The 15674-nt window shown below is 41.0% G+C and carries 7 protein-coding genes; all 7 read left to right on the top strand.

Annotated elements, in window-relative coordinates:
* The 7 genes from WFY05_RS20675 (at position 1) to WFY05_RS20645 (ending at position 15661) form a co-directional block, all read left to right on the top strand.
* A complete protein-coding gene (locus WFY05_RS20675) occupies positions 1-870 on the top strand; it encodes a tetratricopeptide repeat protein (protein ID WP_340114840.1) in 870 nt (289 codons plus the stop codon).
* 583 nt (positions 871-1453) lie between these two features.
* On the top strand, positions 1454-4006 hold the full coding sequence (locus WFY05_RS20670; RefSeq protein ID WP_340114839.1) for a hypothetical protein: 2553 nt from the start codon (positions 1454-1456) through the stop codon (positions 4004-4006).
* Positions 4007-4019: 13 nt separating this feature from the next.
* A complete protein-coding gene (locus WFY05_RS20665) occupies positions 4020-7295 on the top strand; it encodes a SusC/RagA family TonB-linked outer membrane protein (protein WP_340114838.1) in 3276 nt (1091 codons plus the stop codon).
* Positions 7296-7311: 16 nt separating this feature from the next.
* The gene (locus WFY05_RS20660; protein WP_340114837.1) at positions 7312-8871 is read left to right on the top strand and encodes a RagB/SusD family nutrient uptake outer membrane protein; all 1560 of its coding nucleotides are present in this window, start codon (positions 7312-7314) and stop codon (positions 8869-8871) included.
* Positions 8872-8882: 11 nt separating this feature from the next.
* Positions 8883-10841, top strand: a complete 1959-nt coding sequence (locus tag WFY05_RS20655; protein ID WP_340114836.1) for a fasciclin domain-containing protein — start codon at positions 8883-8885, stop codon at positions 10839-10841.
* A gap of 20 nt (positions 10842-10861) precedes the next feature.
* The gene (locus tag WFY05_RS20650) at positions 10862-12400 is read left to right on the top strand and encodes a fasciclin domain-containing protein (protein WP_340114835.1); all 1539 of its coding nucleotides are present in this window, start codon (positions 10862-10864) and stop codon (positions 12398-12400) included.
* A 57-nt stretch (positions 12401-12457) separates the two neighbouring features.
* Positions 12458-15661, top strand: a complete 3204-nt coding sequence (locus WFY05_RS20645; RefSeq protein ID WP_340114834.1) for a SusC/RagA family TonB-linked outer membrane protein — start codon at positions 12458-12460, stop codon at positions 15659-15661.
* The last annotated feature ends 13 nt before the right edge of the window (positions 15662-15674 follow it).

The raw sequence follows: 15674 nt of genomic DNA, 5'->3' as shown, positions 1-15674 counted from the left end.
ATGTTTTTTCGAATAATAAGTATTGCAGTTCTTACCCTGTTATTGGCAACATCCGCTTATGCTCAGGATTTTGATGATATGCTGACCGACGCAAAACTTGCGATGATGGATGGTAATTACGAAGAGGGCTTAAAAATCTGTAAGGAATTAATTGCCGCCGAAAATGCCGATTCGGTGCAAGTGGCAGAGGCATATGCATCGGCCGGAATGGCAAGTGAGGCCTTGAAGAACCGTCCCGATGCCATAAATTATTATGCAAAGGCTGTGGAATATCAGGTTCCGCAACTTGATATTTACGACAAACTGATAAGCCTTTCGAAAAGTGAAAAAAATGATTCGATTTATGAAATTGCTTTAATGGAAAAATCGAAAGCTTTTCCCGAGTATGAGGAGGACATTACTAAAAGTCTGGCCAACCTGTATGCAAAGAATCAACAATACGATAAGCTGTTGAATTATTCCGACAAATTGCTGGAGTGGTACCCCAGCGAAACAAAGTATTTGTTTTTTAAAGCAGTGTCGTTGCAAAACTTAAACCGCTTCGATGAGGCAAAAGAATACTATGGCAAGGTACTGGAACTTGATCCTGATCATCCGGGAGCAAACATGAGCATAGGGTTGGCTTTATACAACCAGGGTAGCGAGATTTTTTCTGCACGGAAAAAGGAGTATGAGGCCATTGCAAAACCTGATAGGGTTGACTATTCAAAGTACAATAAAGGCATTGAAGCCGGTAAGAAATTGTATCGCGAAGCTGCACCATATTTAATTAAGGCATATGAAAGTGGCTCCTATCCAAGTCTGAAACGGGTATTGTTTAATCTTTATATACTGTTGGAAGAGAAAGACAAAGCTGAACCATACAGATAATAAAGACGTTTTTATTCTATAATAAGGGGTGTAAAATTTCGCAGCTGACATGATCTGAAATCTAACCACAAAATTAAATTTTGTGCTAGAATTGAATTAAAATTGTAAAAGGTTGAAAAACATTTTCAAATATAAAGTGTATAAATTACATTTGTGAGATTGTGACACTATTTGACGGATTTGAGATGATTGAATTTTGATCCGGAAAGTACATTCGCAATATAGATAGAAGAGATTTATACTTATAAACTGTAAAACTAATTTCTAACTAAACAATGAGAGTAGTCGAACCAAATATCGGCCGTGCAAAAGTCCCTCTGACTTCAAATTTGAACAAATCCATAAGGATGCTTTCTGAAGCATTCAAACATCTTTTTAAAAAGTACATCCATTTTGCTGTTGTTAATACAAGTGAGTGTCATTCGCATTTGGCAGTTATACTAAACGTGCAAAGCTCTGGTAAGTTGGGAGCTAATGGTGTGGAGACACAGTTTTTCTATTCAAGCTGTAATGCTGTGTCAGGGATCGATTCACGTGATATCAAAAGCATCTGGTGGGAACGCATTAAAAATCAGTACAAACTATGAAAAGTAAAATTCGGATTCATTTTAAGCGATATCTTCTGGTAGAATTAGTTCTGCTGATAATAGGAGTGCTCGTAACGGTTTCCTGTAAAGACGAATATCTATACGATAACAGTGAACCGGAATGGCTTGGTGCAAGTATTTACGATTATTTGAAATCGAACGAGAATTTCACGTATTACACCAGGCTGGTCGACGATCTGCAGGAGTCGGACAAGTATAGAGATGTACTATCAAAAACAGGTAGTAAGACACTGTTTGTTGCCGACGACGCTGCTTTCGAGCGTTTTTTCCAGAACAATCCATGGAATGTTTCAAGTTATGAAGGTCTGAGTCTGACTCAGAAAAGATTGATCATCAAATTTTCGATGATCGATAATGCCTACCTGATCGAAACCTTGTCAAACTATTACGATGGTCAGTTGCAGGAAGGATCGGCAATACGTCGCGCCACTTCGGTTTCGGTACTCGATACGGTTCCTCATTTGTCGGGGGATATGTTGCCTGATGGACCATTCTGGAATGACCATAAAAATAAGGGCATGTATTTATTACAGGATGCCACGTCATGGCCAATGGTCCATTTTCTGGAAGGATCATTAAAAAGTATCGGAATAGATGACGCTGATTTTAGCCTGATTACAGGAGTTGAAAGAAATCCCGGCGATGCGCACATTTTTAGCGTAAAAGTTAAAGAGCGTGACATCACTTGTAAAAACGGATATGTTCATGTTTTAGAAGATGTATTACTACCTCCGGTTAACGTAGCTGAATACCTGGATGAAAATCCCGATTCAAGAATATTTTCGGACTTGCTGGATCGCTTTAGTGCACCGTATTACAATGCTGCACAGACCAACGCATATAACCAGGTTAATCCGGAACATCCTATCGATTCGATATTCGAAAAAGTATATTATTCCGAATGGATGGGACAACAAAGATATCCGGATGGAAGATTGATCGGTAGCGATTTATTGCTTCCGATTAACCCGGGAAGAAACGAATATGTTTCTTCAGCCGCCGGAAGTTCTATGCAGTCGGATATGGCAGCTATTATAGCACCTACCAACGAAGCAATGACCAACTATTTTGAAAACGGTGCAGGAGTAATTCTGAAAAACCGTTTTGGAAGTTGGGAAGGTGTGCCGGATTATATCATTGTGAAACTGCTGAACCGACACCTTCGTGAATCGTTTGTCGAAACCGTTCCCGGACGTTTTGACAAATTGGTCGATAGCAATAATTCACCTATTCCAATATCACCTGACGATATTACCAGTTCGTACGTCGGAGTGAATGGTGTGATTTATAATACGAACAAAGTATATCCACCTGATGACTATATTTCGGTTTACGCTCCGGTGCTGCTAAGTGATGCCACCAGAGTATTCAACTGGGCAGTGGATGTAAACGAATTCGACTTGTACTTAAATGCGCTAAGAAGTACTTATACTTTCTTTGTGCCAACAGATAAATATTTCGAGAATTATCTGGACCCGATTGCATATGCAAAAGACGTTAAAGGAGTAATGAAGTATTGGTACAATACCGAAACTTCTGAAGTTAATGCAACGGTTTATACATACGATCCGCTTACCGGGGAGGTAGGTGACTCTGTTAATACGATAGACAATACTAATTTTATCAGTAATCGCTTACTGGATCTGCTCGATACACATATTGTGATTGGCGATGTAGAATCAGGCTCAAAATATTACTTCACTAAAAATGGTAATATACTTCTTGTTGACGGAACCGGTGCAGACCTTAAAGTACAGGCAGGCTTCGATTTTGAATCGGGTAATTCAATTAACGTTGTGGAAGACGGAGTTTACCGACAGGAAAACGGAACAACATTTTTTATCGACAAACCACTTCAGGCACCTTTACAATCCGTTTATGGTGTGTTGAGCGGAACACCCGAGTTTAGCGAATTTTTTAACCTGCTTAGCGGATTTCCTTCAGGAAAAGAAATATTCTTAAGAACGACAAACTATTATGGTCTCGACTTCAATGTTGAATTCTTTAATACGTTTAACTATACGGTATATGTTCCTACCAATGAAGCTATCCAACAGGCTATTAGCGATGGATTGATCATGAACTGGGAACAGATCGATGCCATCCAGGACAACCAGGAGCAGGCTGCCGAGATTGATAAACTTGAGCGTTTCCTACGCTATCATTTCCAGGATAATTCCATTTTCGTCGATGGTGAAACCTTTTATAAGTTGTATCAAACAGCCACCATCAAACTAGATGAAGAAGCAACTCAATTCGGAACATACAAAGACAAATATTACCGGCTTGGGGTCAATAGCGATGGTCAGAACATAACATTGGACACCGAAAATTATGGCACTGCCCATCTCATTCGTGAAGACGGATTATACAACATTTTGACACGGGATTATATATTTAGTAACAGTCCACAATCTTACCGAGAGATTGACGGAACAGGAAGCGGTACTAATTTTGAGAATTCAACAATTATTACTTCTTCAACAGCGGTTATTCACCAGATTGATAATGTTTTGAGGTTTGAATAAAATGACAACAGATATGAAATTTAAAATTGTTGGAACAATTCTGTTTTTTTATCTACTGATACCCTTTGTTTCAACGGGGCAGACAACAGGAACCCAGCGAGTGGTAAGGGGGACGATTACTTCAGCAACTGATGGAGAAACCCTTGTTGGAGCCACCGTAATCGAAGCAGACGATAAAAAAAGGATTATTAGCGCAACCATCACTGATATAAACGGGCAGTATGTGCTCAGGGTCAAGAATCCCGAGAATAATATTGCTTTCAGTTTTGTGGGCTTCAAAACCGCAGGCCAGAAAATCGGAGATCAGACTGTGATCGACGTGGCACTTGTAGAAGATCTTCAGGTAATCGAGGATGTGGTGATTAAAGCCGAAAAGAAGGTGTCCGACGGAAGTTTTGAGATTCCTGAGCGGGAACTTTCCACAGCGGTTCAAACACTTAGCACAAAAGAGTTCGAAGGAGTTCAGGTAACTTCTATCGATGAGGCAATGCAGGGACGTATTGCCGGTCTTGATATTGTTGCTAACTCTGGTGACCTTGGTTCAGGTGCTACAATGAGGATCAGGGGAACTTCCTCAATAAATGCCAATACTCAGCCTCTGATAGTTGTGAATGGTATTCCTTATGAAATTAATATTGATCCCTCGTTTGACTTTTCTGCAGCCAACGAGGAACAATATGCGAATATGTTGAGTATCAACCCCGATGATATTGAGGAGATAACAGTATTAAAGGATGCTGCATCAACAGCGGTCTGGGGATCGAAAGGAGCCAATGGTGTTTTGGTCATTAAAACAAAAAAAGGAGCCAAAGGACCGACCCGCGTTCAGTACTCTTATCGTTTCACCGTAGCCAAACAACCTAAAGGTTTGAATATGCTTAATGGTGACGACTATACAATGATGATGAAACAGGCCTATTTTAATCCACAACAAAATGAGGATGCGGCCAATGTCCGCGAATTTCTATACGATCCGACCTTCTCGGAGTACGAAAATTTCAACAACAATACCGATTGGGTTGATGCTGTAATTCAGTTAGGTTTTAAGCACGATAACTATTTAAATGTTTCAGGTGGTGGCGATCGGGCCAGATACCGCGTATCAAGTGGTTTCCTGACGCAAACAGGTACCGTTATCGGTCAGAAAATGAACAGGATAACATCGACTGCTTACCTTGATTATTCAGTATCAGATCGAATAAAGTTTATTTCTGAATTGACTTTCTTTTATACCGATAACCAGCGAAATTACTCCAACATACTGGGGATGGCATATAATAAAATGCCTAACGTAAGCATTTATCAGCAAGATTTACAAGGGAATAAAACGGATGTTTATTACAACATCTCGCGTAATTCCAGCCTGCATCCCGATCAGCGCGATATGCGTAACCCGGTGGCTTTGGCCAACCTGGCGACTAACAACCTTAAAAACTACCGTATTCGCCCGATATTCAGGTTGCAGTACGATCTTTTGGATCCGGAAATTCAGACGCTTCGGTACAACCTCGATGTTTCATTCGATGTAAACAACGATAAAGTAAGCAGATTTCTACCTGCCGAGGTTTCTAACTCACCGTGGAATGGTGGTGACATTAATTTTGCTGAAAGTTTCGATTCAGAGAGTACTACGGTTTTGGCCGATAACAAACTTACCTGGCAACCAAAAATTTACAATCCCGATCATTCACTACTTGTACAGGGTGCTTTCCAGTTTATTACCGGAAACAGTTCATCACAGGGTATGGGAGTTACAAACCTTCCATCGGGTACTATTGTTGATGCCTCCTCTGAAGGATATTCAACAGGTATTTCCTCAAGTCGTTTTGCTTATCGTTCAAACGCGATAACATTCAGGGCTCACTATGTTTTCAAAGATCGCTATATTCTTGGAGCAACCTTCCGTAGGGATGGAAGTACTAAATTCGGTGAAAAATACAAATACGGTAATTTCCCGGGATTATCGGCTAAGTGGATCATTTCGGACGAATCCTGGATGCAGAGTACAAACAAATGGCTGAGCATGCTCGCCATCCGGCCAAGTTGGGGGATAACTGGTAACCAGCCCGATGCGGAATACCTGCACTTTAGCCGATATTCACCATACGGATCATATATCGATATGGCGGCAACTCGTCCAACAACCCTTCGATTGTCTGACTTGAGGTGGGAAAAATCAACTTCATTCAACTACGGTCTTGACCTTGCCTTGTTCAATAATAAATTGAACTTCGATCTCAACTTCTACAACAAGCGCACAGAGGATCTGCTGTTTAAAGATCTTAGGGTGCCAAGTTCATCGGGATTTGGGAATGTTCCGTGGCAAAATGTAGGTACTATGGACAATAATGGATGGGAATTGAACTTTTTCACTCAGCAAGCGATTAAAGCAAAGGATTTAACGATTGATTTTAACTTCAACCTGTCGAATTATGTGAACACGATCGTTGAGTTGAGAGACGATATTCTTGCCAATTACAATGCTGATTACGACTATACGAACGGAACTTACCTGTCGCGTTTACAGGAAAACAACTCTTACGGATCGATTTACGGATTTAGATATAAAGGAGTATATCAGTATAATGATTACATTGAAGGTGTGCAGGAAAATGCACCTGTAGCGCGTGATGAAAACGGAAATGTATTTACGGATGAAGAGGGGAGTCCGCTGCCTATGTATTTCGCATATGGAAAGAGTAATGAATATGAGTTCAGGGGTGGTGATGCCATTTATGAAGATATAAACAGCGATGGAAACATCGACGAACTTGACATTGTTTACCTGGGGAACTCCAACCCAAAACTTAACGGTGGATTTGGTTCAACCATTCGCTACAAAAACCTTTCGGTTACAGCCTTTTTCAATTTCCGCTACGGAAACAAGATTGTAAACAGGGCACGAATGAATGCCGAGAATATGTATTACCTGAACAACCAGAGTGTTGCGGTAAACTGGCGCTGGAGAAAAGACGGAGATGTAACCGAGATGCCTCGTGCACTGTATAATTATGGATACAACTGGTTAGGTAGCGACCGCTATGTGGAAGATGGATCGTTTGTGCGTATGAAGTACCTCACGTTTAACTATTCAATTCCAAAAGCGATATTGGATAAGTGGAACCTGCATCAGGTAAGTTTTTACATGACCATTAATAACTTGTTTGTATTAACAAAATACACCGGAGTGGATCCTGAGGTAGGTTACGGCTCGTTTGGTGTTAGTGTGGATAATTCTCCGACACCGCGTTCAAAAGATGCGACTTTCGGAGTTTCTGTGACCTTTTAAATGAATTAAGATGAATATGAAAAAAATAATTTCCATATTATCAATTGCAGGTCTTTTAATCACTTCGTCGGGTTGTACAGATTGGCTCGACTTAAGACCTGAGAGTGAAATCGTTCTTGAGGATTACTGGCAAAATGAAAGCCAGGTTAACCAGGTGCTTGCAGCATGTTATCGTTCGATAACCGAGAGTGATGTGATGGGCAAAATGCTCGTGTGGGGCGAATTGCGGTCGGACAATGTATGGTATGGCAATGGAATGCCATCTGACATGTCAAAAATACTCAATGTGGATATTACCGCAGATAATGGCTATTGTCATTGGGGATCGTTTTATACTGTAATAAATTATTGTAACAACTTTTTGTATTATGCACCGGGCGTTGTCGACATAGATGCCAATTTTACCGAATCAAAGCTGCATTCGATGGAAGCGGAGGTGCTGACTTTACGGGCACTCATGTATTTTTACCTGGTTCGCACATTCGAACGAGTTCCGTGGGTTAATGAACCGAGTATCGATGATGCACAGGATTACAATATTCCACAATCGCCGGAAGACGAAATCCTAAATAATCTTGTTGCTGATCTGCAAACAGCTTTACGCTATGTACGCGACAGTTACGAAACTACGGCATACACAAAAGGACGAATTACGACCAATGCTGTAAGAGCACTTTTGGCCGACATTTATTTGTGGCAGGAGGATTACAACAAGTGTATCGAAATGTGTGATCAGATATTGAATGATCCTGAATCGGACCTTGAACTTGAAATGGGAGAAGATGTAATATCAAATGTCTTTTACCAGGGTAATTCCAAAGAAAGCATTTTTGAATTGCAGTTCGACGACGACCAGATGTTCAACTCAACTGTTCAGAATTTTTATGGTGGTTTTGGTAATTCGACAGGGCAGTGGTCTTTTCCTGCTCCCTTAATTATCGGACGATACAGTCCCTTTAATTTTAATATAGGAAGTGGAACAGAAAGCAGTGAAGATTTGCGCGAGAAAGATTTTCTTCGTCAGTATGCAGGTGGTGATACATACTATGTGTTTAAATACGCCGGTGCCGACAGGCAGGAAGATCCTACAACAGAGGCCAGTACGTATTACTACCGCAATGTGACGGCTAACTGGATAGTTTACCGCCTTTCTGAAATCTATCTGATGAAAGCCGAGGCATTGATTCAACTTGGAGGTAACAAGGAACAAGCGGTTGAGTTGATTAATACCATATACATGAGATCCAATATTGAAGATGATGAACTTGGATTAATGCCCGATAATTACACAACCGATCTCCAACTCAATGAGTTGTATATGCGGGAACGTCAGCGCGAACTGATGTTTGAAGGGAAAAGATGGTTCGACCTGATGCGCTTGGCGCGTCGTGTTGATTCACCGGATCCATTGGTAAGTTATGTGACTAAGAAATTCTCCGGAGGATCTTCCGGTGATATTAACAAAATGTCGGTAATGGATGCATTGTATTTACCAGTGCATACCGATGAGTTGAAAGCGAATTCTGCTTTAGTACAGAATGAATTTTACAGGATTCAGGCAGAGGAAAATCAGTAAAGGTTTACGACATGAAAATCAGTAAAAAGAATACAACAGTAAGCAAACATAGCCTAGCGAAAGTGCGTTACAAAGGCTTGGCACTGTTAACCATCGCATTAGCGGGGCTTATCTCCGTTTTGCCTTCGTGTAACAGCGACGATATTGGTGATAACTACTATACGTTTACCGGAGAAACAGTTGGTCAGTACATCACGAACCGACCCGAGAATTACTCCGAATTCGCAAAAATACTTGAGAAGACTGAAGTAATGGGCTTATTAAATTCCTACGGCGATTACACCTGTTTTTTGCCCGATGATATTGCAATGATGCGTTATTACGAAAGTAAAGGAGCAAGTTCAGTGGATGACTTTACGGATGAAGAACTCAAGAAAATTGCGTACAACCACATTATTAAAGACTTTGAAATTACCAGTGATCAGTTTGCTGAGGGTTTCCTTCCAAATCTGACCATGAGTGGCCGGTATCTGGACATCAGCATTGAAACGGGTACTAATAACATTATCTATCGGGTGAATACAGATTCGGAAGTATTGAAAAAGGACATTGAACTTCATAACGGAGTGGTCCACGCTATCGATAATGCCATTTCTCCCACAGAAAATACACTGGAGGAAGCGATTTCTCAGGATGAGAAATATTCGCTTTTCTACGAAGCATTAGTAGCAACAGGATTGAATGAGAAATTAACTCCAATTAAAGACGATAGTTATGATTGGACCGATTTCGAAGATGAAGATGATATACCATATGGTGCTGGTTGGATAATAACAGTTCCCCGGGAGCGAAAATACGGCTTTACGGCTTTAATGGAAAGCGATGCTACCTTCGCTGAAAACGAGATTAATAATTTGGATGACCTGAAAGCTTATGCAAAACAGGTTTACGATGCAAAGTATCCCGAAGATGCATCGATCACTGATGTGACTGATCGTAAGAACAGCCTGAACCGCTTTGTGGCTTATCATCTCATAAATAAAAAACTATCGAGTAGACTATTCATTGAAAAGTATGATAATACCGGCCGGTATAATGAAACAGATGGAACAAGTCATTCGGTCAAAATCGTGGATATGTTTGAATACATTGAACCCATGTGTCCGAATACACTGATTGAAGTACGTACACTTCGTACAACCAACGAATATAATGTTTTCAACATGTTGGAAAGCGGGGAAGCGATCAGGCTGACTGATGATTTTGATAATGATGCTTTAAACGGAGTTTATCACGAAATCGACAATATCCTGGTTTATACGAATAACGTTGAACAAATGCTTTCTACCAAGCGGCTGAGAATGGATGCGGCCAGTTTTTTCCCTGAATTCACAAATAATAATATGAGGGTTGGACATGCATCCATTCAGAAACCTGCAGAACAGTGGTATATTCCACCCGGATATGCGGACAGATTGTGGATATCGAAAACCACCCGATTCTATTATTATAATCCGGATGACCGCTTTTGCGATTACCAGGGAGATGAAATATGGATGAGAGGCCTTTATGAATTTGAGGCAACAACACCGCCCATCCCGGCAGGAACTTACGAAGTACGCTTTGGGTATCAACCTACAGCTTACCGCGGTGTGGCACAACTGTATTGGGATGGGGTTCCTACCGGTATTCCGCTTGATCTCCGCCTTTATGCCGATAATCCAAAAGTTGGTTATGAACGACCTGGATCGAATGCAAGAGATCCCGAAGGTTTTGAAAACGATAAAGCGATGCGTAACCGGGGGTACATGAAAGGTCCGGCAAGTTTCAAAGCAGTTCAACAAGGTTGGTACACTGGTGAACCCGCAAGGATGGACGTTGCGGTTTTAAGACGGATACTGGGAATATATACATTCACAGAAAACACCACACATAAATTCACTGTACGGGGAGTTATTAGTGGAGAATTTATGTTTGACTATCTGGAGTTTGTTCCGCTGGAAGTACTCGAGTATGAGGACATTTATTAAGAAATGAAATGCAATTAGAAATGAAATACAAATATTTTAAGGGATTTATACTTCTCCCGGCTTTGTTCGCTTTGTTGCTGGCCGTGTCCTGCACAAAGGAATGGGATGATCATTATGATGAAAGTTCTTTTGATTTGCCCGATAAGACTGTGACCGAGTACATAAAGGAGCAATCTGATTTGAGCAGCTTTTATAACATGCTGGAGATATCAGGTTACGATGAAATTCTGAATGCTTCGCAATCTTATACAGTTTGGGCTCCAAAAAACGATGCATTAAGCGGCCTCGATATGTCCGACACTGAATTGGTGACAAGAACTGTTCGAAATCATATTGCCCGCAGCAGGATAACAACATCCGGGGTCGATAATTCCTTTATTCGGATGCTGAACAATAAATATGTCAGCTTTGCACATGAAGGATCTGGTTACACATTTGGGGATAATAGTATTTCTGATCCTAATCAACCGGCTAAAAACGGTTTGGTTCATGTAGTTGACGGTTATGCACCCTACGTGCCCAACCTGTGGGAATACATGGGCGAAACAGATGGACTCGATTCATTACGCGAATATATTTACGGTCAGACAAGAATGATCTTTGATGCTGAGAATAGTACCGAAATTGGAACTGATGAAGAGGGAAATGTTTTATACGACAGTGTTTTTGTGGTGTCGAATCCGGTTTTGCAACGACTTGGTAACATAGATGTCGAAGACAGTATTTACACGGCAATAATGCCGAACAATACAGCCTGGAATGAAGCTTATTCCAGAATTGAAAGTTATTATAATTTTCCGGATGATGCCGGTGGTTCTGAACGTCAAAAAGAAATGGCGAAGTTTACACTTGTTCAGGATATGTTCTATCGTGGCCGAATAAGCGAACCCGAAAATTACGATTCGTTGAGATCGACCTATGGAAACGTATTCCATGATCCTGCAGAATTGTTCAAAGGTCTCGATTATGAATCGCTCAGCAATGGTCTTGCATACGTAACCAACCAAATGCCTTTCCCCGATACTACATCGTGGTTTAAGGAAATTAGGGTTGAAGCAGAATACGGTTTTGGAAGATCCAATTCAGGAAGTAATATTTTTACCCGCTCAAGTTTCGGAACCGAATTTACGGCTTCGAACAACTATTACATTTTGGTCGACCCAACATCGACATCTCCTTCTGTAGAATTTTCAATTCCGAATACTTTATCAGCTAAATACAACATTTATTGTGTATTTGTACCCGCTAAAATCGTCGATCCCAACGACCTGACACCAACGAAAGCAAAATTTCAGATCACATACATTCGCAGATCCAGTGGAAGTACCTTTATCAGGCGTGTTACACCAGAGAATAATGTTACCGATCCTGAAAACATGACAAAGATGTTTGTTGATCAGTTTGATTTTGAATTTGCCAACGTAATCGATCAGGAAAACCAAAGAATTGCAGTTAAACTGGAGGTGAGTAGTGATGTGAGCACGCCGGAAGAGCAGTCGGGCGAATTTACCCGGACGATGAGAATCGATTGTATCATTTTAGAACCCGTACTGGAATAGAGGGTCTAACCAATATATAAGATGAGAATGAACATAGACACTAAAATAACTAATACGATGAGGAATCATTTCTTACGAAAATTCCTGCGTTCGATCTTTATAGCCGGATCATTGGCAATTGGTACTGTGGCTTATGGGCAAACAGATTTATCAGCAGTTGTAAATACTCCGGATAATGATACAACACCGGTTGTCGATCCATCGGCATACATGGTACAGGGTATTGTTCGCGATGCAAAAACTCAGGAACCGATTGTGGCGGCTCAGATCCGTTCACAAAACCACAATTCAGCGGCTACCACCGATGAAAAAGGGAATTTCGAGATTGAAGTTGCATCTCCCGGTGAAGTGCTGATTGTTGTTGCATACGATTACAACATGCGGGAAGTAGCGGTAAGAGGGCGGCAAAGCCTGGAAATAGATCTTTATTCTGATGTGTTCAATGACATGTATAAAGAAATCGAGAGCCTTACAGGACCCGTCCGCTCTGCAGCAACCGCAAACGCGATAAAAGGTTCGCAAGAAATGGATTACGTAAATTACTTATCGGTTGACGATTTGGTAAATTCAAAAATGAATGGAGATGTACGTGCTTTGAGCCGTTCAGGTAGTAATAGGATGGGATCCAATTTATTTATCCGGGGTTTAAACTCGGTAAATATGAATGCACAACCACTGTTTGTGGTCGACGGGGTAATCTGGAATAATTATTTCGACGTACAAACTGTTCACGATGGTTTTTACAGCAATCCGTTGAATGATATTGATTTAAGTGATATTGAAAGCTTTACAGTGATAAAAGACGGAACATCGATTTATGGTTCGAAAGGTGCCAACGGTGTAATCATTGTAAAAACCAAAAGAGGCGTTGATGTGGCTACTAAAATCGTTTTTAACGCCTACGGTGGACTTACCGAACCTGCATCGTCACTTCCTATGATGAACGGCGATCAGCTTAGGATTTACACAACCGACGTTTTGGGAACGGCCGACCTGAGTATCCCAATCGACGACATGCCTTATTTAAATGACGATCCAAACTCCATCGATTACAAAAAGTATCACAATAATACGGATTGGGAGGATGAAGTCTACCAAAACGGTATATCCCAGAGTTATAACATTGGTGTAAGTGGTGGTGACGAAAAGGCGCTTTATTACTTCTCTCTGGGTTATACAGGAAATTCGGGCACAGTTAAAACGACCGATTTGCAACGAATGAACGCACGTACCAATGCCGACTTTTTCCTTTCCGAGAACATAAAACTGGGCATGAACGTTGGATATACCAGCGTTGATCATACCTTGCTCGACGATGGTATTAATCAGTATACATCGCCTACATTTTTGGCAATGGCTAAGGCTCCATTCCTGAATCCTTATTCTTACACAGCAACCGGAACATTAACAGCTGACCTCGAAGATTCAGACTTTTTTAGAGTTGGTAATCCAACAGCAATCATTGAAAATGCATTAAATACCAGTAAGCATTACCGCCTTTCTATTGGTTTTAAACCGGAGTTCAGGCTATCCCCGGCGCTAGTAATAAGTACACAATTTCAATATGGTCTCGATAAGTTCAAAGAAACCTACTATAGCCCAATCATAGGTGTGGTGGATCGTGAAATACCTGGTATCGGAATCTCTGAAAATGTATTTAAAAGCCAGCAAATGCGTAACATTTCTATTTTCGACGATACGCAGTTGAAATTTGATAAACAGATCGACCAAGTTCATACCATAAACGCCGTTGCAGGTGTTCGTTATATTTCTGATTTTTATGAAGCAGATTACGGAGAAGGACACAATTCGGGATCTGATCAAAAACGGAACCTGCTAGACCAGATTATTCGCTTTACTGACGGTGCCAATAACCGGGTGAAGTCCATAACAAATTATCTTTCGGTTGATTACAGTTACGATAACAGATACATGTTATCTGCCGCTGTTTCTGTAGACGGATCATCACGATTTGGACGCGAAACCCAGGGAGGCTTCCAGTTGTTCGACCGCAGTTGGGGAATTTTCCCATCGCTTAATGCAGCATGGATGATCTCATCAGAATCTTTCATGGCTGATGCAAATGCCATTGATCTGTTAAAACTTCGACTTGGTTACGGATTAACCGGAAACGACGATATCGAACCGTACATTTGGAGTGCTTATTTTGAATCGACCCGTTACATGGACCGTGCAAATGGATTGATTCTGGCAAACATCGGTAATACCGAAGTTCAGTGGGAAACAACAGCTAAGATGAGTGTTGGATTAGATGCAATCCTGTTTAACGATCGTTTGTCTTTGACAGCAGATGGATACTACAACAAAACAAAAGACTTACTGTTTCTGAAATCGTTGCCTGAAATTGCAGGTAGCGGATACTACTGGGGAAATGGTGGTGAAATGTCGAATATGGGAATCGAATTCTCTGCCGACCTGAAACTGATCAACCAGAATAGTTTCAAATGGGAATTTGGTGCCAGCATCGGACATTATAAAAACAAAATTGAATCGTTACCCGAAGGTGATTACGTTACATCGATGTACGGAGCCGATATCCTTACCTCTGTTGATAATCCGGCCGGCGTATTTTACGGCTACAAATCATTGGGTGTTTTTACCGGAGGAGACGCAGCTTCAGAAGCCAATTTGAGAATAATTGACGAAGATGGTGTTTCGCATTATTTCGAAGCCGGTGATATGCATTACGAAGATATAAACAGTGACGGTATAATTGATGATAAAGACCGCCAGGTAATTGGTGATCCGAATCCTGACTTTTATGGTTCGTTCAACAGTACATTCACTATCAAGAACTTTTCCATTGATGCACTATTTACTTATTCGTATGGTAATGATGTTTACAACGCACTCCGTGCAAATCTGGAAGCAGGAAGTTACCCTATGAATCAGACAACTGCAGTTCTTAACAGTTGGTTCTATGAAGGACAGGAAACAAGCCAGCCTAAGGTGAATTACGAGGATCCGATGGGCAACTCAAGTTTCTCTGACAGATGGATCGAAGACGGATCGTACCTTCGTTTTAAAACACTGTCGGTCGGCTATACTGTACCTCTAAAAAGTACTGTAATCGAGGGGCTAAAGGTGTGGATTTCGGCTAACAATCTGTTTACCCTTTCAAATTACCTGGGACGCGATCCTGAAGTATCAGTGAGTAACGAAGTGTTGTACCAGGGAATTGATGCAGGTATGCTGCCACAAACCAGAAGTTATTTTATTGGAATAAAAATGAACTTGTAATCGGCTAAAAAAT

The sequence above is a fragment of the Maribellus mangrovi genome (assembly GCF_037646455.1).
GTDB classification, from domain to species: domain Bacteria; phylum Bacteroidota; class Bacteroidia; order Bacteroidales; family Prolixibacteraceae; genus Draconibacterium; species Draconibacterium mangrovi_A.
Note: the sequence above shows the minus strand (reverse complement) of the source record. Positions and strands in the feature narration are given on the sequence as shown.

Bases quoted from the DNA above. Each gene is read 5' to 3' on its own strand.
- WFY05_RS20650 (WP_340114835.1), top strand. From the start codon at position 10,862: ATGAAATACAAATATTTTAAGGGATTTATACTTCTCCCGGCTTTGTTC.
- WFY05_RS20665 (WP_340114838.1), top strand. From the start codon at position 4,020: ATGAAATTTAAAATTGTTGGAACAATTCTGTTTTTTTATCTACTGATA.
- WFY05_RS20660 (WP_340114837.1), top strand. From the start codon at position 7,312: ATGAAAAAAATAATTTCCATATTATCAATTGCAGGTCTTTTAATCACT.
- WFY05_RS20655 (WP_340114836.1), top strand. From the start codon at position 8,883: ATGAAAATCAGTAAAAAGAATACAACAGTAAGCAAACATAGCCTAGCG.
- WFY05_RS20675 (WP_340114840.1), top strand. From the start codon at position 1: ATGTTTTTTCGAATAATAAGTATTGCAGTTCTTACCCTGTTATTGGCA.
- WFY05_RS20670 (WP_340114839.1), top strand. From the start codon at position 1,454: ATGAAAAGTAAAATTCGGATTCATTTTAAGCGATATCTTCTGGTAGAA.
- WFY05_RS20645 (WP_340114834.1), top strand. From the start codon at position 12,458: ATGAGGAATCATTTCTTACGAAAATTCCTGCGTTCGATCTTTATAGCC.